At 66.9% G+C, this 15,045-nt stretch carries 11 protein-coding genes; 2 read left to right on the top strand and 9 right to left on the bottom strand.

Annotation, left to right across the window (positions count from 1 at the left end):
• Positions 1-510: 510 nt before the first annotated feature.
• Positions 511-2,574 carry a cytochrome-c peroxidase gene (locus E1J61_RS13425; RefSeq protein WP_133094540.1) on the bottom strand — a complete coding sequence of 688 codons (2,064 nt, stop codon included), beginning with the start codon at positions 2,572-2,574 and terminating at the stop codon, positions 511-513.
• Between the two features lie 493 nt (positions 2,575-3,067).
• Between E1J61_RS13425 and E1J61_RS13430 the strand changes: the two genes are divergently transcribed.
• A complete protein-coding gene (locus E1J61_RS13430; protein WP_133094541.1) occupies positions 3,068-4,039 on the top strand; it encodes a tripartite tricarboxylate transporter substrate binding protein in 972 nt (323 codons plus the stop codon).
• Positions 4,040-4,358: 319 nt separating this feature from the next.
• Here the strand turns inward: E1J61_RS13430 and E1J61_RS13440 are convergent, their stop codons facing one another.
• The 7 genes from E1J61_RS13440 to E1J61_RS13470 all read right to left on the bottom strand — a co-directional run bounded on the left by E1J61_RS13440 (position 4,359) and on the right by E1J61_RS13470 (position 13,587).
• The gene (locus E1J61_RS13440; protein ID WP_133094543.1) at positions 4,359-5,318 is read right to left on the bottom strand and encodes a carbohydrate kinase; all 960 of its coding nucleotides are present in this window, start codon (positions 5,316-5,318) and stop codon (positions 4,359-4,361) included.
• 22 nt (positions 5,319-5,340) lie between these two features.
• Complete coding sequence (gene pgi / locus E1J61_RS13445; RefSeq protein WP_133094544.1) at positions 5,341-6,999, bottom strand: glucose-6-phosphate isomerase; 1,659 nt, start codon at positions 6,997-6,999, stop codon at positions 5,341-5,343.
• 11 nt (positions 7,000-7,010) lie between these two features.
• Positions 7,011-8,501: a glucose-6-phosphate dehydrogenase gene (gene zwf, locus E1J61_RS13450; protein ID WP_371703944.1), complete on the bottom strand. Its 1,491-nt coding sequence runs from the start codon at positions 8,499-8,501 to the stop codon at positions 7,011-7,013.
• A 57-nt stretch (positions 8,502-8,558) separates the two neighbouring features.
• Positions 8,559-9,539 carry an ABC transporter substrate-binding protein gene (locus tag E1J61_RS13455; protein WP_133094545.1) on the bottom strand — a complete coding sequence of 327 codons (981 nt, stop codon included), beginning with the start codon at positions 9,537-9,539 and terminating at the stop codon, positions 8,559-8,561.
• Between the two features lie 26 nt (positions 9,540-9,565).
• Positions 9,566-10,597, bottom strand: coding sequence for a ribose ABC transporter permease (locus tag E1J61_RS13460; RefSeq protein WP_133094546.1), 1,032 nt, complete (start codon positions 10,595-10,597; stop codon positions 9,566-9,568).
• Between the two features lie 139 nt (positions 10,598-10,736).
• Positions 10,737-12,338, bottom strand: coding sequence for a sugar ABC transporter ATP-binding protein (locus E1J61_RS13465; RefSeq protein ID WP_243736850.1), 1,602 nt, complete (start codon positions 12,336-12,338; stop codon positions 10,737-10,739).
• A complete protein-coding gene (locus E1J61_RS13470) occupies positions 12,325-13,587 on the bottom strand; it encodes an ROK family protein (RefSeq protein WP_133094547.1) in 1,263 nt (420 codons plus the stop codon). The genes E1J61_RS13465 and E1J61_RS13470 overlap by 14 nt, the downstream gene beginning before the upstream one ends.
• Before the next feature lie 222 nt (positions 13,588-13,809).
• Between E1J61_RS13470 and E1J61_RS13475 the strand changes: the two genes are divergently transcribed.
• A complete protein-coding gene (locus E1J61_RS13475; RefSeq protein ID WP_133094548.1) occupies positions 13,810-14,154 on the top strand; it encodes a hypothetical protein in 345 nt (114 codons plus the stop codon).
• Between the two features lie 14 nt (positions 14,155-14,168).
• On the opposite strand, the gene E1J61_RS13480 is transcribed toward E1J61_RS13475, so the two are convergent.
• Positions 14,169-15,008: a class D beta-lactamase gene (locus tag E1J61_RS13480; RefSeq protein ID WP_133094549.1), complete on the bottom strand. Its 840-nt coding sequence runs from the start codon at positions 15,006-15,008 to the stop codon at positions 14,169-14,171.
• Between the last annotated feature and the right edge of the window lie 37 nt (positions 15,009-15,045).

Genomic DNA, 15,045 nt, shown 5'->3' on the forward strand with positions numbered 1-15,045 from the left:
TTTCATTTTCCGGGCCGGCTGGCGTATGCCGCCGGGAGAGGGCAATGCGCGTGCAGCGAAAGCGTCGAGGCGGCTTACGCGGCGCGCCCGGCATGCTATCCGGAAAGTAAATGAAAAATCAATCCATTTGATTATCAGGAAGCCGTGATGCTATGGGCGCGCGAAGTGATGTATATAGACTTCGTCGGAAAACATTTTGTCGTCCGATAATAATGGAAGCTCGCTCTTGTTGAGGTGGGATGCGAATCGGGGGTAAGCACGACAGGCAATTCCAGCAGTCCGTCTCGTTAAGACGATAATCGGCGCCGACATATATCTCCAGTAAGAATGTCAACACCGCTTCGTTTGAGCTACAGCGCTGGTCATTGTCTTGCTGGATTGTCGTGCACTGGAATGGCGGTCACGCCACGACAGTTTGTGCCGACAATAATGCGGCGGCGGTGCGCCGCCGCACGGGGGATCAGGGAGTCAGCGGGACCCGCGCTGCACGAATCGCCGCTGGCTCATCCACTAGCGCTGGAACGGATCGAGGTTGAGGAACGGCTTGAGGCCGCTGCTCGCGCCGCCCGCACCTACCGCGCCAATGCATTCCGTGTTGTCGACGCCGTTCCCGGTGCTTCCGTCCTGCAGCAGGGCCCCGGAATCGCCGACCTTATGCCCTTGGGGGACGCACAGCGAGGGGTGGTCGAACGGCGCCTTGCGATAGCGAACGCGGTCATCACTCAGGGCAAGCAGGAAAGCCACCAGGTCTTGCTTGTCCGCCTCGCTCAGGTTGAGCGGCGTAATGCCCCGGTCCAGGTTAGCCCTGTTGACGTCCCCGAAATCTCCGCCACGGTTATAGAAGTCGACCACCTGCATCAGGGTAGATTTGCCGCCGTTATGGAAATAGGGGCCGGTAAACTCCAGGTTGCGCAGGCTTGGTGTCTTGAAGGCACCGTCCACCGCCACCCGCTGTTCAGTTCCGACTGTGGTTTCCTTGGTGGCATCGAAGCCGTTCCCCAGCAAATGGGTTTTGCCCTGCTGCGCCATCCGCGTTTCGGACAACGGATTGCCGAACTGATCCAGCCCGCCTACGCCGAGATCTTCTGCGGTCGGTTGCACGCCGATGTTGTAGAAGCCATTGTCATAGACCGCTTCGAGCCCGTCACCCATCGGCATCCGCCTGAGCCGCTGCGCGGTCACGCTGGAGAATGAGGCGGCGGTCAGCTCAGCGCCCGAGTGACAGCGGCTGCAGCGACCTGTGCCGGTGAAGATCCTGGCGCCACGCAACTGCTGCTCATTCAGGGCCCCGGTCTGGCCATCGAGGTAGCGGTCGACCGGCGTATCGTTGGCAATCAAGGTGGACTCGTAAAGCTGAACGGCGAGGCTGAAGAAGAGCGCGAAGTTGGCTTCCATCTGGCTTACCTCGAATTTCCCGGTGCTGCGCTTGACCTGGCGAGGCGACAAATCCATCGAAGCAAATTTCGCCTCATCCGCGGCCGACATCCTCAACAACGTCGGTGAGTTCCAGTACTCGGAGCGGAATGCCTTCTTGATCATCTCGGAGTAGGTCGGCACCTGATCCTTGTTGCGTAATATCACCAGGGGACCAAGTACGCTGTCATCCGCCGCGATCGCCTGGCCTGACAAAGGACGCTGGCCGAGCAGCTTCTTGCCGAGTTTCATGAATGACCGTCCATTGCAACTCATCTCGACCGAGCTCAGGGGAGGGCCGCTACCTTGCGACGCCAGGGAGGCGCCAGGGATTGCCAGCTTGATTTGCCTGAGTACGCCACCTTCACTTTTCCACACAAGGTCATATGGATTGCGCATGCCAAACGGGTCGCCGCCGTTGAACATGTTGTTGGCGCGCCCATCCCAGAAGTTGCGGAAATTGAATACCGCGTTGATGACAGAGGGGGTGTTGCGTCCGGTCACCTGCCGCGTGTTGATGCCGTTGATGTTGTATCCCGAGCCGCCGTGGAAGATGTCATCGGGAACATTGCCGCAGGCATCGCCCGTGCTACCGGTGCCAAATTCAATGAAGTTGGCCGTGAACACCCCCTGCGAGCCGGAAACCTCGTTGACGTTCGAAAGTTGCGGCTGCGGCTGGTTCACGTCCACATGCTTGGTGAACCCAAAGTCTTCCGGCTTGAAGGTGTAGTTTGGCCCGCCCAGCTGGAAGGTTCTGTCGGTGCCCGGTGCACCTGAACCTGGAGAAAGCTGGTTCGTGATGCGGTTGTCGACACCGGCATGGAAGTGGCAGCTTGCGCAAGAGGTCTTGTTGTCGCTGCCCACCTTCATGTCCCAGAACAGCGTCTTTCCGAGCTGGATGGCGGCCGCCTTGTCCTTGACGAACTCGTCCAGGACTTCGGCAGGCGGACCGGGAACCGTAACCGTCTTGAGCGAACGCAGACCCGCCAGTGGGTCTGTCACCTGGGCCTGCGGCGTGCGCGACGTCAGGCCTAGTGCGGCAGCCAGGATGGCAGCCGTGAGCATTGGCGTGGCTCGGCCACTACTGATGTTGTTGATCATATCTCCCCTCACCGTAGGCAATTGCACCCCGTGAATTCGAGTGGCGTTGTCGAGTTCCATGCGTCAACAGGCCGCCTCCCGCCAGCATTGCTGCCAGTCCCTCAGGAGTTGGCATGCAGCCTTGCAAGAGGGCCCGACGGGCCCTTTCGCTATTAATTTGTAGGGGCCGCAGGACGACCAATGGATCGGCTATGTGCGGTACCGCACATAGCCCTGTAACCCCGTCATGGGCTCTCGCCAGCTCGCTCGCGTGGCACGGTCATGTGCCGGAAAGCGTTGTCGCAAAAGGCGAGGCAGGGAGTTGGTTGTCGATGCGCGACCGTTGTCGCGATCAGCGCGTAGGGATTCAAACTGGGAGTGGAAAGAGACACCCAGCTTGGAGCAGGGATGATTGGCAAGGTTTTTGCATGGGCGGTTTCGCGAGGTGGTCAACGTCGTCCGTACATACCCTCAGTTGACGATGAAATTCATGGACATAAAATATGATTTATTGTCATGAATAACAGTAGGGCTGGCCCTGAACTGGCATAGCCCGCAAACCGGAGACAGCCCCATGACCGTCAACCTGCGCCGCCGCGCGCTGCTGTGTGCCGCCGTGCTGGGCACCCTGCCCACGCTGGCCTGGAGCGATACCTATCCCAGCAAGCCGATCCGCATGGTGGTGCCGTTCTCTCCTGGCGGCGCCACGGATGTGGTGGCGCGGCTGATCTCGCAGAAGCTGGGCGAGGCGCTGAAGCAGTCGGTGGTGGTGGAGAACCGTCCCGGCGCCAACGGCATCATCGGCACCGATATCGTCGCGCGCGCGGCGCCGGACGGCTACACGCTGCTGCTCAACACCGCCGGCGCGCAGACGCTCAGCCCGCTGTTGTACAAGGCAGGCTACGAGCCGCTGAAGAGCTTTGCGCCGATCTCGCTGATCAGCAATATCGGCTTCGTGATGGTGGTGCATCCGTCGGTGCCGGCCAGGACGGTGCAGGAGTTCGTGGCGCTGGCCAAGTCCAAGACCCGGCCGCTGAGCCTGTCGGCAGGCAGCAGCATGATCGAGCTGATCGGCGCGAGCTTCAAGGCAAGCGCGGGCATTCCCGATGTCGTCAGCGCTTCGTACAAGGGCACCGGCCCGCAGATGCAGGCGGTGGTGTCGGGCGAGGTAGACATGACCATCGATCCGTTCAACTCGATGGCGATGATCAAGGCGGGCAAGCTGCGTCCGCTGGCGGTGTTTGCCTCCAAGCGGTCGCCGGCGCTGCCGCAGGTGCCGACCATGCAGGAGGCTGGCTTCGACGGCATGGCGTTCAACTCGTGGGCCGGCTTGCTGGCGCCGGCGGGGACGCCGAAGGAGATCGTCAACCGGCTGAACCAGGAGGTGACGCGCATCGTTGCGCTGCCGGAGATGAAGGAGAAGCTGGCGGCGATCGACTATGAGGCGGTCGGCAGCACGCCGGAGCAGTTCGCCACCACCATCGCCGAAGACACGGCCCGCTGGGCCCGCATCGTCAAGGAAACCAACTACAAGGCCGGTTCCTGACCAGCACGAAATCCATGCCGCAGATGGGTTGATCCGCTTCCGACGCAGACATTACACTGCGCCCCGTTCTGATAAACGGAGCTATCCGTGGACAGTTGTTCCAGTCAATCCCGCGGAAGGGGATCGTCCCGGGCCGCCATGGCGCGCTGAGCAACTGCAGTCTTGCGGCTGCAGGCGCGGCATCGCTGCCTGCAGTGGCTTCCATTGGCGACAACCCCATCGTTCCGGGCGGGCCGGCGCTTCTGGGTCGTGCGGGACCGGGTGCAGGTCGATACCACCTATGGCAATGTGTTCGGCGGCGGGACCGGCGAGCGGTTTTTTACGATCGGGTTGCGGTTGTTGTTGTCGCCGGCGTTCTTGCCGTAGCGTTCATCAGGCCCTCGACTTCTTCGCGCGACGGCGGATACGCCCCGGCCCGCGTCGCTGCTACCGCCGCGGCTGCCGCAGCAAGCCGCGCCTGCGCCGCCAGATCGTGCGCGGCGCCCGACAGCACGCCGGCCATCCATCCGCCCATGGCAGCATCGCCGCAGCCGACCGTATCGGCGACTTCAACGCGCAAGGCCTGCTGTTCGACCCTGACATCGCCCTTGCACAGCGTCATGCCCTGCGCGCCGCGCGTCAGCATCACGGTGGCGTCCGGCGCCATGGCGCGCACCTGCGCGAGTGCGGCACAGGTGTCGAGGCCGGGGAACAGTCCCGCCAGGTCTTCGTCGGAGATCTTGACGTAGCTGGCCAGGCGCAGCATGTGCGCCAGCACCGCGGCGTAGCCAGGCGTGCGCATCAGGTCGCGGAAGTTGGGATCGAAGGCGATGCGTTTGCCGGCCTGCGCGGCCTGGGTGGCCTCTTCGCACAGCCGTGCGGCCAGCGGCTGGCGCACCAGGCTGATCGAGCCGAAATGCACGACTTCGGCAGCCTGGCGCCAGCCGGCGGGCAGCGCGGCGGGATCGAAGTGCAGGTCGGCGCTGTCGTCGCCGACAAAGAAATACTGCGGCGGATGGCGCGAGGCGACGAAGGCAAGGAAGGGCGAGTGCGGCACGCGCTGCAGGAAGCGCGTATCGAGCCCGGCCGCGGCGCTGGCGCGGGCGAGGTCGTCGCCGAACAGGTCCTGGCTGACGGCGCCGGCGAATGCGGTGGCAAGGCCCAGCCGCGCGCCGGCGCGCGCCACGTTCCAGCACGAGCCGCCAGGCAGGCCCAGCCAGCTGCCGTCGGGCTGGCGCACCATGTCGGTCAGGGCTTCGCCAAAGACGACATAGCGGGGCAGGGAGGTTGGCGTGGACATAAGGGTATCTCCGGCGGAAAGCTCAGGCCGCGGCGTCTTGCGGGGCGAGAGCGGCCTGCGCGCGGCGGATCAGCGCGGCGGTAGAGGCATCGTGCGGGGCCGCGGCCGCCGTGCCTTCCAGCTCGCGCTGGATCGGTGCGGCCAGCTTCTTGCCCAGTTCCACGCCCCACTGGTCGAAGGAATTGATCTGCCACAGCGCGCCCTGCACGAAGGTCCGGTGCTCGGCCAATGCGAGCAGCGCACCAAGGTGCCACGGATCCAGCCGCAGCAGCAGCAGCGTATTGCTGGGCCGGTTGCCTTCGAACACCATGTGGGGCACCAGGGCTTCATCGCTGACGCCTTCGGACCGCACTTCTTGCTCGGTGCGGCCGCGCAGCAGCGCCTCTCCCTGCGCGAAGCAGTTGGCCAGCAGCTTGGCATGGTGCCCGGGCAGGTCGCTGACCGGCTCCAGCGTGGCGATGAAGTCTACCGGAACCAGCTGCGAGCCCTGGTGCATCATCTGGAAATAGGCGTGCTGGCCGTTGGTGCCGGTCGTGCCCCACACCACCGGGGCGGAGCCTGCCTGGATGCTGCCGCCGTCGAGGCGCACCGACTTGCCATTGCTTTCCATCTCCAGCTGCTGCAGGAAAGCGGGCAGCAGTTCCAGCGGTTCGCAGTAGGGGGCCACGCAGCGGCTGCCGGCGCCGAGGAAGCTGCGATACCAGACATCGAGCAGCCCCAGCAGCATCGGCAGGTTCCGCGCTGCAGGCGCGCTGGCGAAATGCAGGTCCATCGCGCGCGCGCCGTCGAGCAGTTCGCGGAAGCGCCCGAAGCCCACTGCCACGGCGATCGACAGGCCCACCGCCGACCACAGCGAAAAGCGTCCCCCTACCCAGTCCCAGAACGGGAACATATTGGCCGGATCGATGCCGAACGCGGCCACCGCGTCGCGGTTGGTCGAGACTGCCACGAAATGGCGCGCCAGGTCCGCGCGCGATGCACCCTGCTGCATGAACCAGTCGCGCGCGGTGCCTGCGTTGGCCATGGTTTCCAGCGTGGTGAAGGTCTTGGAGCAGACGATCACCAGCGTGGTGGCGGCGTCCAGCGGTGCCAGCGTGCGCGCCAGGTCGCTGCCGTCGACGTTGGCGACGAAATGCATGCGTGGCCCGGCGCTGTCGGCACTGTTCGCACTCTCGGCGCCCGCCAGCGCACGGCATACCATGCGCGGCCCCAGGTCAGAGCCGCCGATGCCGATATTGACCACATCGGTGATCGCGCGGCCGTCAAAGCCGGTCCAGGCACCGCCACGCACGGCATCGGCAAATCGTTCCATCTGGCCCAGCACCGTGGCGACGTCCGCGCCAACCGGCACGCCAAGCGCGCGGTAGCCGTCCTCGGGGTAAGCGCGCAGCGCGACATGCAGCGCGGCGCGGCGCTCGGTGGTATTGACCGGCTCGCCGGCGAACATGGCATCACGCCGCTCGCTGACGCGCGCCTGTGCCGCCAGCTCGAGCAGCAGTTGCAGCGTCTCGTCGGTGATCCGGTTCTTGGCGTAGTCGAGCGTCAGGCCGCAGGCCTCGGCGGTGAAGCGCTCGGCGCGCGCCACGCCATGCGGGCCGTCGAACCAGTCGCGCATATGGGTGTGGCGCATGGTCTCGGCATGGGCGCGCAGCGCTTGCCAGGCGGGAAGGGTGGTGGTCATGTCGATGGCTCCTACATTTCTTCGTGCCAGGCCTGGCCGTCGCGCGACAGCAGGGCGCTGGAGGCCGCCGGCCCCCAGGTGCCGGCGGTATATGGCTTGGGCGGCGCGGTGGTGTTCTCCCACGCCTGCAGGATCGGCGCGACCCAGCGCCAGGCCTGCACCTGCTCGTCGCGGCGCACGAACAGGCCCAGCCGGCCGCGGATCACGTCGAGCAGCAGCCGCTCATAGGCGCCCACGCGCCGCACGCGCGGCGCCGCGCTGTTCAGCTGCAGGTCGAGCGAAGCGGGCTGCAGCGCCTGCGTGTCGCCCGGCTGCTTGGTCAGGAAATAGAGGCGGATGCTTTCCTCCGGCTGCAGCGTGATCACCAGCCGGTTGCCGGCCATGGTGCCCAGCGGATGTGGGAACAGCGGGTACGGCACGTCGTGGAAATGGATCACGATCTCCGCCACGCGCGACTGCATGCGCTTGCCGGTACGCAGGTAGAACGGCACGCCGGCCCAGCGCCAGTTGGCGATCTCGGCGCGGATGGCGACGAAGGTTTCGGTGCGGCTGTCCGGGGCGATGCCCGGCTCGCTGGCGTAGCCTGGCACCGGGTTGCCCCCCGCGGCGCCACGGCAATACTGGCCGCGTACCACTTTCTCGGCCACGTCCTCGGTGCGGATCGGACGCAGCGCCTTCAGGATCTTGAGCTTCTCGTCGCGGATGGCGTCTTCGGACAGGCTGGTGGGCGGCTCCATCGCCACCATGCACAGCAGCTGCAGCAAGTGGTTCTGCACCATGTCGCGCAGCGCGCCGATGCCGTCGTAGAAGCCGCCGCGGCGCTCCACGCCCAGCTCCTCGGCAATGGTGATCTGTACCTGCCGCACCCATTCGCGCCGCCACAGCGGCTCGAACAACACGTTGCCGAAGCGCATCGCCATCAGGTTCTGCACCGACTCCTTGCCGAGGTAGTGGTCGATGCGGTAGATGCGGTCCTCGGCGAAATGCCGCGCCACTTCGGCATTGATGGCCTCGGACGATGCCAGGTCATGGCCGAGCGGCTTTTCCAGCACCACCCGGCTGCGCTCGCCGGCCAGCCCCACGCGCGCCAGCTGCGCGCAGATGGTGGCGAACAGGTGCGGCGCGGTCGCCAGGTAGCACACCACCACCGGCGCGGCGCGGGCGTTGACCAGTTCGGCCAGCGCGTCGAAGCCGGCATCGGCGTTGGCATCGACCTGCAGGTACACGATGCGCTCCAGGAAGCCTTGCCATGCCGCGGCGTTGCCGGCCAGCGCCGGCAGCACCTCGTCGTTGAGCATGGCCACGTAGGCGTCGTGCGACAGCGGCTGGCTGCCCAGCGCCAGGATGCGCCCGCGCGGGTGCAGCGCGCCGGCGGCGTGCGCATCGAATAGCGCCGGCAGCAGCTTGCGCCGCGCCAGGTCGCCGGTGGCGCCGAACAGGACGAAGTCGAATTCGGGTGCGTGGGCAGCGGCCGGAGCCGCTGCGGAATGGCTGTCCATCATGTCGGGAAGAAACGGTGCGTTCGGCAAAAGAGGTTGGAAAGATGGCGGGCCTGACGCTCATCGCGGCGTAGCCCAGCCCTTGTACTGGCCGACGTTGGCGCGCGTCACCAGGGTCGAAGGCAGCAGCACGGTCGGAGTTGCGGGTCGCTGGCCATTCATCATGCCGACACCCAACTGCACCGCGGTGCGGGCGATCGCCCACGGGTCCTGGCTGGCCGAGGCCTGCACCAGCGTATCGGCCTTCAGCGCGGCTTCGATGTCGGGCGCGCCGTCCACCGAAGCGATCAGGATGCCGCGGCGGTTGAGCTGGCGCGCGGCCAGGTCGGCGCCCACCGCCTGCGGGTCGTTGATGGTGAAGACCGCGTCGACCTTGGGAAAGCGCGTCAGGTACAGCTGCATCACGTTCAGGCCACCCTCGCGCGAGCCCTTGGCGTCCTGGTCGTCCGACAGGATGCGGATGTCAGGGTGCCGCGCCAGCACGGCCTTGCAGCCCTTGACGCGATCGAGCACGGCCGACACCGGCGGCCCGTTCTGGATGATCACGTTGCCGCGCCCCTTGAGACGCTCGGCGATGAAGCCGCAGGCCAGTTCGCCGGCCTGGGTGTTGTCGGTCTGCACCGTGGCATCGGCGCCGGCGGCGGCCACGTCGACCGCGACCACCACGATGCCGGCCTTGCGCGCCTTGCGCACCGCAGGCTCGATCGCGCGCGCATCCGCCGCGTTGATCAGGATCAGGTCGACCCTGGCGACGATAAAGCTGTCGATATGGGTGAACTGCTTGTTCAGGTCATAGTCCGCCGACAGCACGGTGACCTTGACGTCGGGATTGGCCTGCCGGGCCGCGGCCTCGGCGCCGCGCGCCAGCGCGACGAAGTACGGGTTGCCGAGCGAGCCCAGCGTTACGCCGACCTTTTTGAGCTGGCGCTGCGGGGCTTGTACGGCGGACTGCGACGGCGTCTGCGCGGCGGCCGGCAGCGCGCAGAGCGCGGCCATTGCGACCGCTGCCAGTGCGCGGAGGAAGGGAACGGGCTTGATCATCGATCTGTCTCCTGTCAGTGCGTTGCTCAGGTCCGCGCCGAACCCTTCTGACGGTAGCGGTCCAGCGCCACCGCGCCGATGATCACCAGCCCTTTGATGATGTACTGCCAGATGTCCGACACGCCCAGCAGGATCAGTCCGTTGGACAGCACCGCGATGATCAGCGCGCCCACCAGCGTGCCGGCGATCGAGCCGACCCCGCCGACGAAGCTGGTGCCGCCCAGGATCACCGCGGCGATGGCATCGAGCTCGTAGGACTGGCCCAGCTGCAGGCCATTGGCCGCGTACAGCCGCGACGCCGACATGACGCCGCCCAGCCCCGACAGCAGCCCGGACACGGCATAGACGAACAGCAGCACCACCCAGACCTTGATGCCCGACAGCCGCGCCGCTTCGGCATTGCCGCCGACGGCGTAGATCTGCAGGCCCAGCACCGTGCGTCGCAGCACCAGCCACGACACCGCCACCACGGCCGCCGCGATCACCACCAGCCAGGGCACGCCCAGCAGGTCGCCGTTGCCGATGAAGGCAAAGGAGATGTCGGGGTTGTAGACGGTGCTGTCATTCCCAACCAGCCGGGCCAGTCCGCGCACCGCGGTCAGGCTGCCGAGCGTGACGATGAACGGCGGCAGTTTCATGAAAGCGATCAGCGCCCCGTTGAACAGGCCGAACAGCAGCCCGCACAGCAGCGCCGCCGGCACGCTCAGTGCCGCCAGCTGCGGCATCAGCGAAACCAGCATCGCCACCACCGCGGACACCGACAGGATCGAGCCCACCGACAGGTCGATCCCGCCGGTCAGGATGACAAAGGTCATGCCCGCCGCCAGTACCAGGTTGATCGACGCCTGCTGCGCGATGATCGACAGGTTCTGCAGGCTGGCAAAGTTGTCGGTCAGCAGCGTGAAGCCGAAGCAGAGCAGCACCAGCACCGGCAGCATGCCGAGCGCGCGCAGGCGTTCCTGCGTGGTGGCGCGGCCGGCGGCGCCGGGCAGGGCGGGGCCGGTGGAAGGTGCGGCCGCGGCAGCGGCGTGGGCGGCGGGGTGGAAGGGGTTGCGCATGGTGTCTCCTTGTCGGAACGTCGTGCCTGCGTGGGCCGACGTGCTTAGGTGCATTTATGTTTTGCGATTGGCGACTGATGAACCGAGTGTTTGCTCCCCTCTCCCGCTTGCGGGAGAGGGGAGCAAACCGCGGGGACCGTCAATGCAGTGTGGTGGGTTGAATGTCCCCACCCGCCCCAGTCGCCAGCGCAATAATCCGTTCCTGCATGCCAGCCGCATCGGCACAACCAGCCACTTCGCCGACCAGCTCGCCTTCGCGCATCACCAGCACGCGGTCGCACAGGCCGACCACCTCCGGCAGCTCGCTGGAAATCAGCAGCACGGCCACGCCCGAGCGGGCCAGCTCGTCCACCAGCCGGTAGATCTCCGCCTTGGCGCCGATATCCACGCCGCGCGTCGGCTCATCCAGGATCAGCACGCGCGGCCGCGTTTCCAGCAGCCGCGACAGCATCACCTTCTGCTGGTTGCCGCCTGACAGCGCGCCGACGTTGACCTGCGGGTGCGCCACGCGGATGCCGAGCGAGCGGATTGCCTGCGTGGTGCGCTGGCGGGCGCTGGCGCGGTTGAGCCGGCCGCCGCGCAGCGCGTCGCGGGCCGCCACGATCAGGTTGATGTTCTCGTGCACGCTCTGATCCAGGAACAGCCCCTGCAGCTTGCGGTCTTCGGTCAGGTAGGCGATGCCGGCGTCGATCGCCTGGCGCGGGCTCGAAATGGCCAGCGGCGTGCCGGCGACGAACACCGCGCCAGCGCTGCGCGCATCGGCGCCGAAGATCAGCCGCGCCAGTTCGGTACGGCCGGCGCCGACCAGGCCGGCCAGCCCCAGCACTTCGCCGGCGCGCAGGTCGAAACTGCACGGCAGCACGCGCCGGCCATCGGACATATTGCGCACCGACAGCATGATCTCGCCCTGGCGTGTCTCGCCATGGGTCTTGGTGTAGAAGCCGGACAGGTCGCGGCCCACCATCATCTTGACCAGCGCGGCGCGGGTCAGGTTGTCGCGCTCCAGCGTGCCGACGAAGCAGCCGTCGCGCAGCACCGTGACGCGGTCGGCCAGCTCGTCGATCTCGGCCATGCGATGGCTGATGTAGATGATCGCCATGCCTTCGGCACGCAGCTGGCGGATCAGCGCGAACAGCCGGTCGGTCTCGCGGGTCGACAGCGGCGTGGTGGGCTCGTCCATCACCAGGATGCGCGTCTCGAAATGCACCGCGCGCGCAATCTCGACCAGCTGGCGCTGCGCGATCGACAGCGTATGCACCGGCGTGGTTGGCATGAAGTCCGCCCCGAGCCGCGCCAGCGTGGCTTCGCACGCGCTGGCCATCGCGGCGCGGTCGACCATGCCATGGCGGTGCAGATGCCGGCCGAGGTAGATGTTCTCGGCCACGCTCAGGTTCGGCGCCAGGCTCAGCTCCTGGTAGATCACCGCGATGCCATGCTCGCGTGCCGCGGCCGGGCCGCCGAAAGCGACCGGCTCGCCGGCGATGCGGCACTCGGCGCCGGGATCGGCGGTGTAGGCGCCGGAGAGGATTTTCATCAGTGTCGACTTGCCGGCGCCGTTCTCGCCCATCAGCGCATGGACTTCGCCCGCGTAGACGGTCAGCTGCACATTGCTGAGCGCCTTCACGCCGGGAAAGGTCTTGGAGATATTGCGCAGCGCCAGCAGCGGCGCGGCAGCGGCGGCGCCATGGGGGCGCTGCTGCTGGGGCTGGGGCAGGGTGCGTGATGCTTCAGACCATGGCATGGCGGGCCTCCGGGACAATGGCCGAGGCGCCCTTGAGCAGCTCGGCACGCGGCGAGAAATTCATGAACATCGGCAGCGACGCCGCGCCGACCGCGCCGGCGTTGGCGCCGAAGCAGCCGCGCACCACGGTGGCGGGCGTGCGCGCTTCCGGGGCGCTGTCGTTCAGGGCCTGCTGCAGCCGGTCGATCAGCGCCGGCACCAGCCCGCCGTCGATGTCGGCGTCGAAGATCACCAGCGGCACGTCCAGCACCGCCAGCGCCGATTGCAGCGCCGGCGCCAGCGCGTCGACGCAGTCGTCGATCCATTGCGCCACCGCCGGGTGGCCCAGCTCGGCCTGGCGCTGCAGGTCGGCATGGCCGTCGACCGCCACGCCGTGATAGCGCAGGTGGCGCGTCAGCGCATTGAGCGAGGCGCGCGACAGCAGCAGGTCGCGGCGCTTGCCGGCAGGCGCCGGCGCTGACGGCAGGGTGCTGGGCGGCACCGGCATCATGGCGATGTCGCCGGCATTGCCGGAAACGCCGCGCACGCAGTCGCCGTTGATCACCACGCCGCCGCCGATGGCGGGGCCGAGGAACACATAGAGGAAATGCTGCGCGTGGTGGCGCCCGTAGAACAGCTCGGCTACCGCGGCCGCGGTGCCGTCGTTCTCGCTGAACACCGGCAGGCCGGTGACGGCGTTGAGCATCGCGGCGAAGTCGGCTTCGTCCCAGGCGCGGAAGCTTGCCTGGAAGTCCTCGCCCTGCACGTCGAGCTCGCGCAGCCACGCCCCAAGGTTATAGGGCTGCGCCACGCCGATTCCCAGCAGCCGCTTCTGCTCGCCCGGGCTGAGCCGGGCGCGCATCGCGTCGATATCGCGCCGCACCACTTCCAGCGCCTGCTCCGGATGGGGCAGGACCAGCTGGTGCGCATGGCTGGCGAGCAGCTCGCCGGCAAAGTCCACCATCACGGTCTCGATGCTGCCCCGGTCGAGCCTCACGCCAATGCCGAAGGCGCCTTTGGCCTTGAGCCGGATCAGGCTGGCGGGTTGCCCGCGCTGGCCCTCGGTGCGGCGGCCGGCCTGCTCCACCAGGCCTTCGTCGGCCAGGGTCTGCACGATGCTGCCGACCGCGGTGTTGGTCAGCTGCGCCATCCGCGCCAGATCGGCCTTCGACGCCTCGCCGGCGCGGCGCAACGCCAGCAGCAGCGCGCGTTCGTTGTACAGGCGCAAGCTGGCGGAATTCACGCCACGGCCTGCCTTGGATGCGGTCATGTTGTCTCCGTCCTCTGGCCGACGCTGGTAGGCGCGTCGGCTCGGTATTAATTAATTCAGGTTGAATTAAAGAATACTCGACGGCAGAACTCAACTGCGGGAAAACCCGTGGGTGAAAGCGCCGCAGGCGGGCTGGAGTGGCTTTTGGAACACTGCGCTTGCGCGGCGGCGCCTGGCTGGCTAGCGTAAAGACAGACCGAAACTAGCAACCCGGAGCAAGAGATGAAGGCCCGCGCCGAGACTGGCCAGTGGAGCCGCTACTACGTGCTGGACCTGAAAAACCGGCCGGTGGAGGTGGCGGCACGTGAGGAATGGGAGCGCTGGATGGCTGAGAACGATCCGGTGTTCCGCCGCACGCTGCTGCAGGACAGCGGCGGCGTGGTCACCACGCGCTTTCGCGGACTGGCGCAGGCATCAGGGGAAGCGCCGCTGTTCGTGACCCGCGTGACTGGCATGGGGGAGCAGGACAACGAAAGCTACGGCGCGCCCACGCTCGCTGCCGCGCTGGCATTGCACGATGACATCGTGAAGAAGCTATTGCGGCAGCTCGGCGGGACGGTGCCGTAGGCGTCGGCTGCAACTCAATCCGGCAGCGCCCCGGCCTGCCGCAGCGCCGCGCGTGCAATCTCCATCCGTGCCTTGGCGTGCTCGGGTTTGAGGAGGTCGAGATTGAGCGCGAACAGGTAGTTGTCTCCGCCGCGCTCCACCCATCCCACCAGCCATCCCACCGCCGGCTGCGCCGAATCGGCCCAGCCGGTCTTGGCGTGCAGCGTATAGCCTGCGGTGCGTTCGATCACCGTCAGCCGGTCCACGCCATCGAACGCGGCCGGCGAGAACGGCAGCGTGCGCTGCACCAGCCCCTTGAGGAAATCGATCTGCTGGTTGGCTGAGATCTGCAGCCGGCCATTGAGCCAGAAGCGGTCGACCGGTCCCGAACTGTCGGCATTGCCGTAATGCGAGGCGGTCAGGTAGCGCTGGTAGGCCGGGCTGCCGACCCGTCGCGCCAGCGCCTGGTAGGCGGGCACGCATGAGTTGGGGAAGGCCACGCGCAGCGGCACGTCGGCATTGCAGGCTTCGGGCAGGACAGCCTTGCCGCCGACCAGCCAGACCTTGCCGTCCCACGGCAGCTTGTCGTGGTCGATGTCGGCCACGGCGCCGCTGTCCAGGCCGATCAGCGAATTCATGATCTTGAAGGTCGACGCAGGCGAATACGGCCTGGCCGCGCGCGCAGCGTTGTAGGTCAGCACGCGATCGCGGCGCAGGTCGTGGACGACGATGGTGCCGCTGGTACCGGCCTGGTGGAACAGCGCTTCCGCATCGAGCGGTGCAGCTTGCGGTGCGGCGGTGGCGGGCAGGGCGCAAGAGACCAGGGCGAGTCCCACGGCCAGCGGGGACAGCAAACGGGCGATTCGGATAGGCATGGCAGTAGCGTGTTGGGTTGGATAGGAATCTTCTGGT

The sequence above is a fragment of the Cupriavidus sp. L7L genome (assembly GCF_004353535.1).
Classification (GTDB): Bacteria; Pseudomonadota; Gammaproteobacteria; order Burkholderiales; family Burkholderiaceae; genus Cupriavidus; species Cupriavidus oxalaticus_A.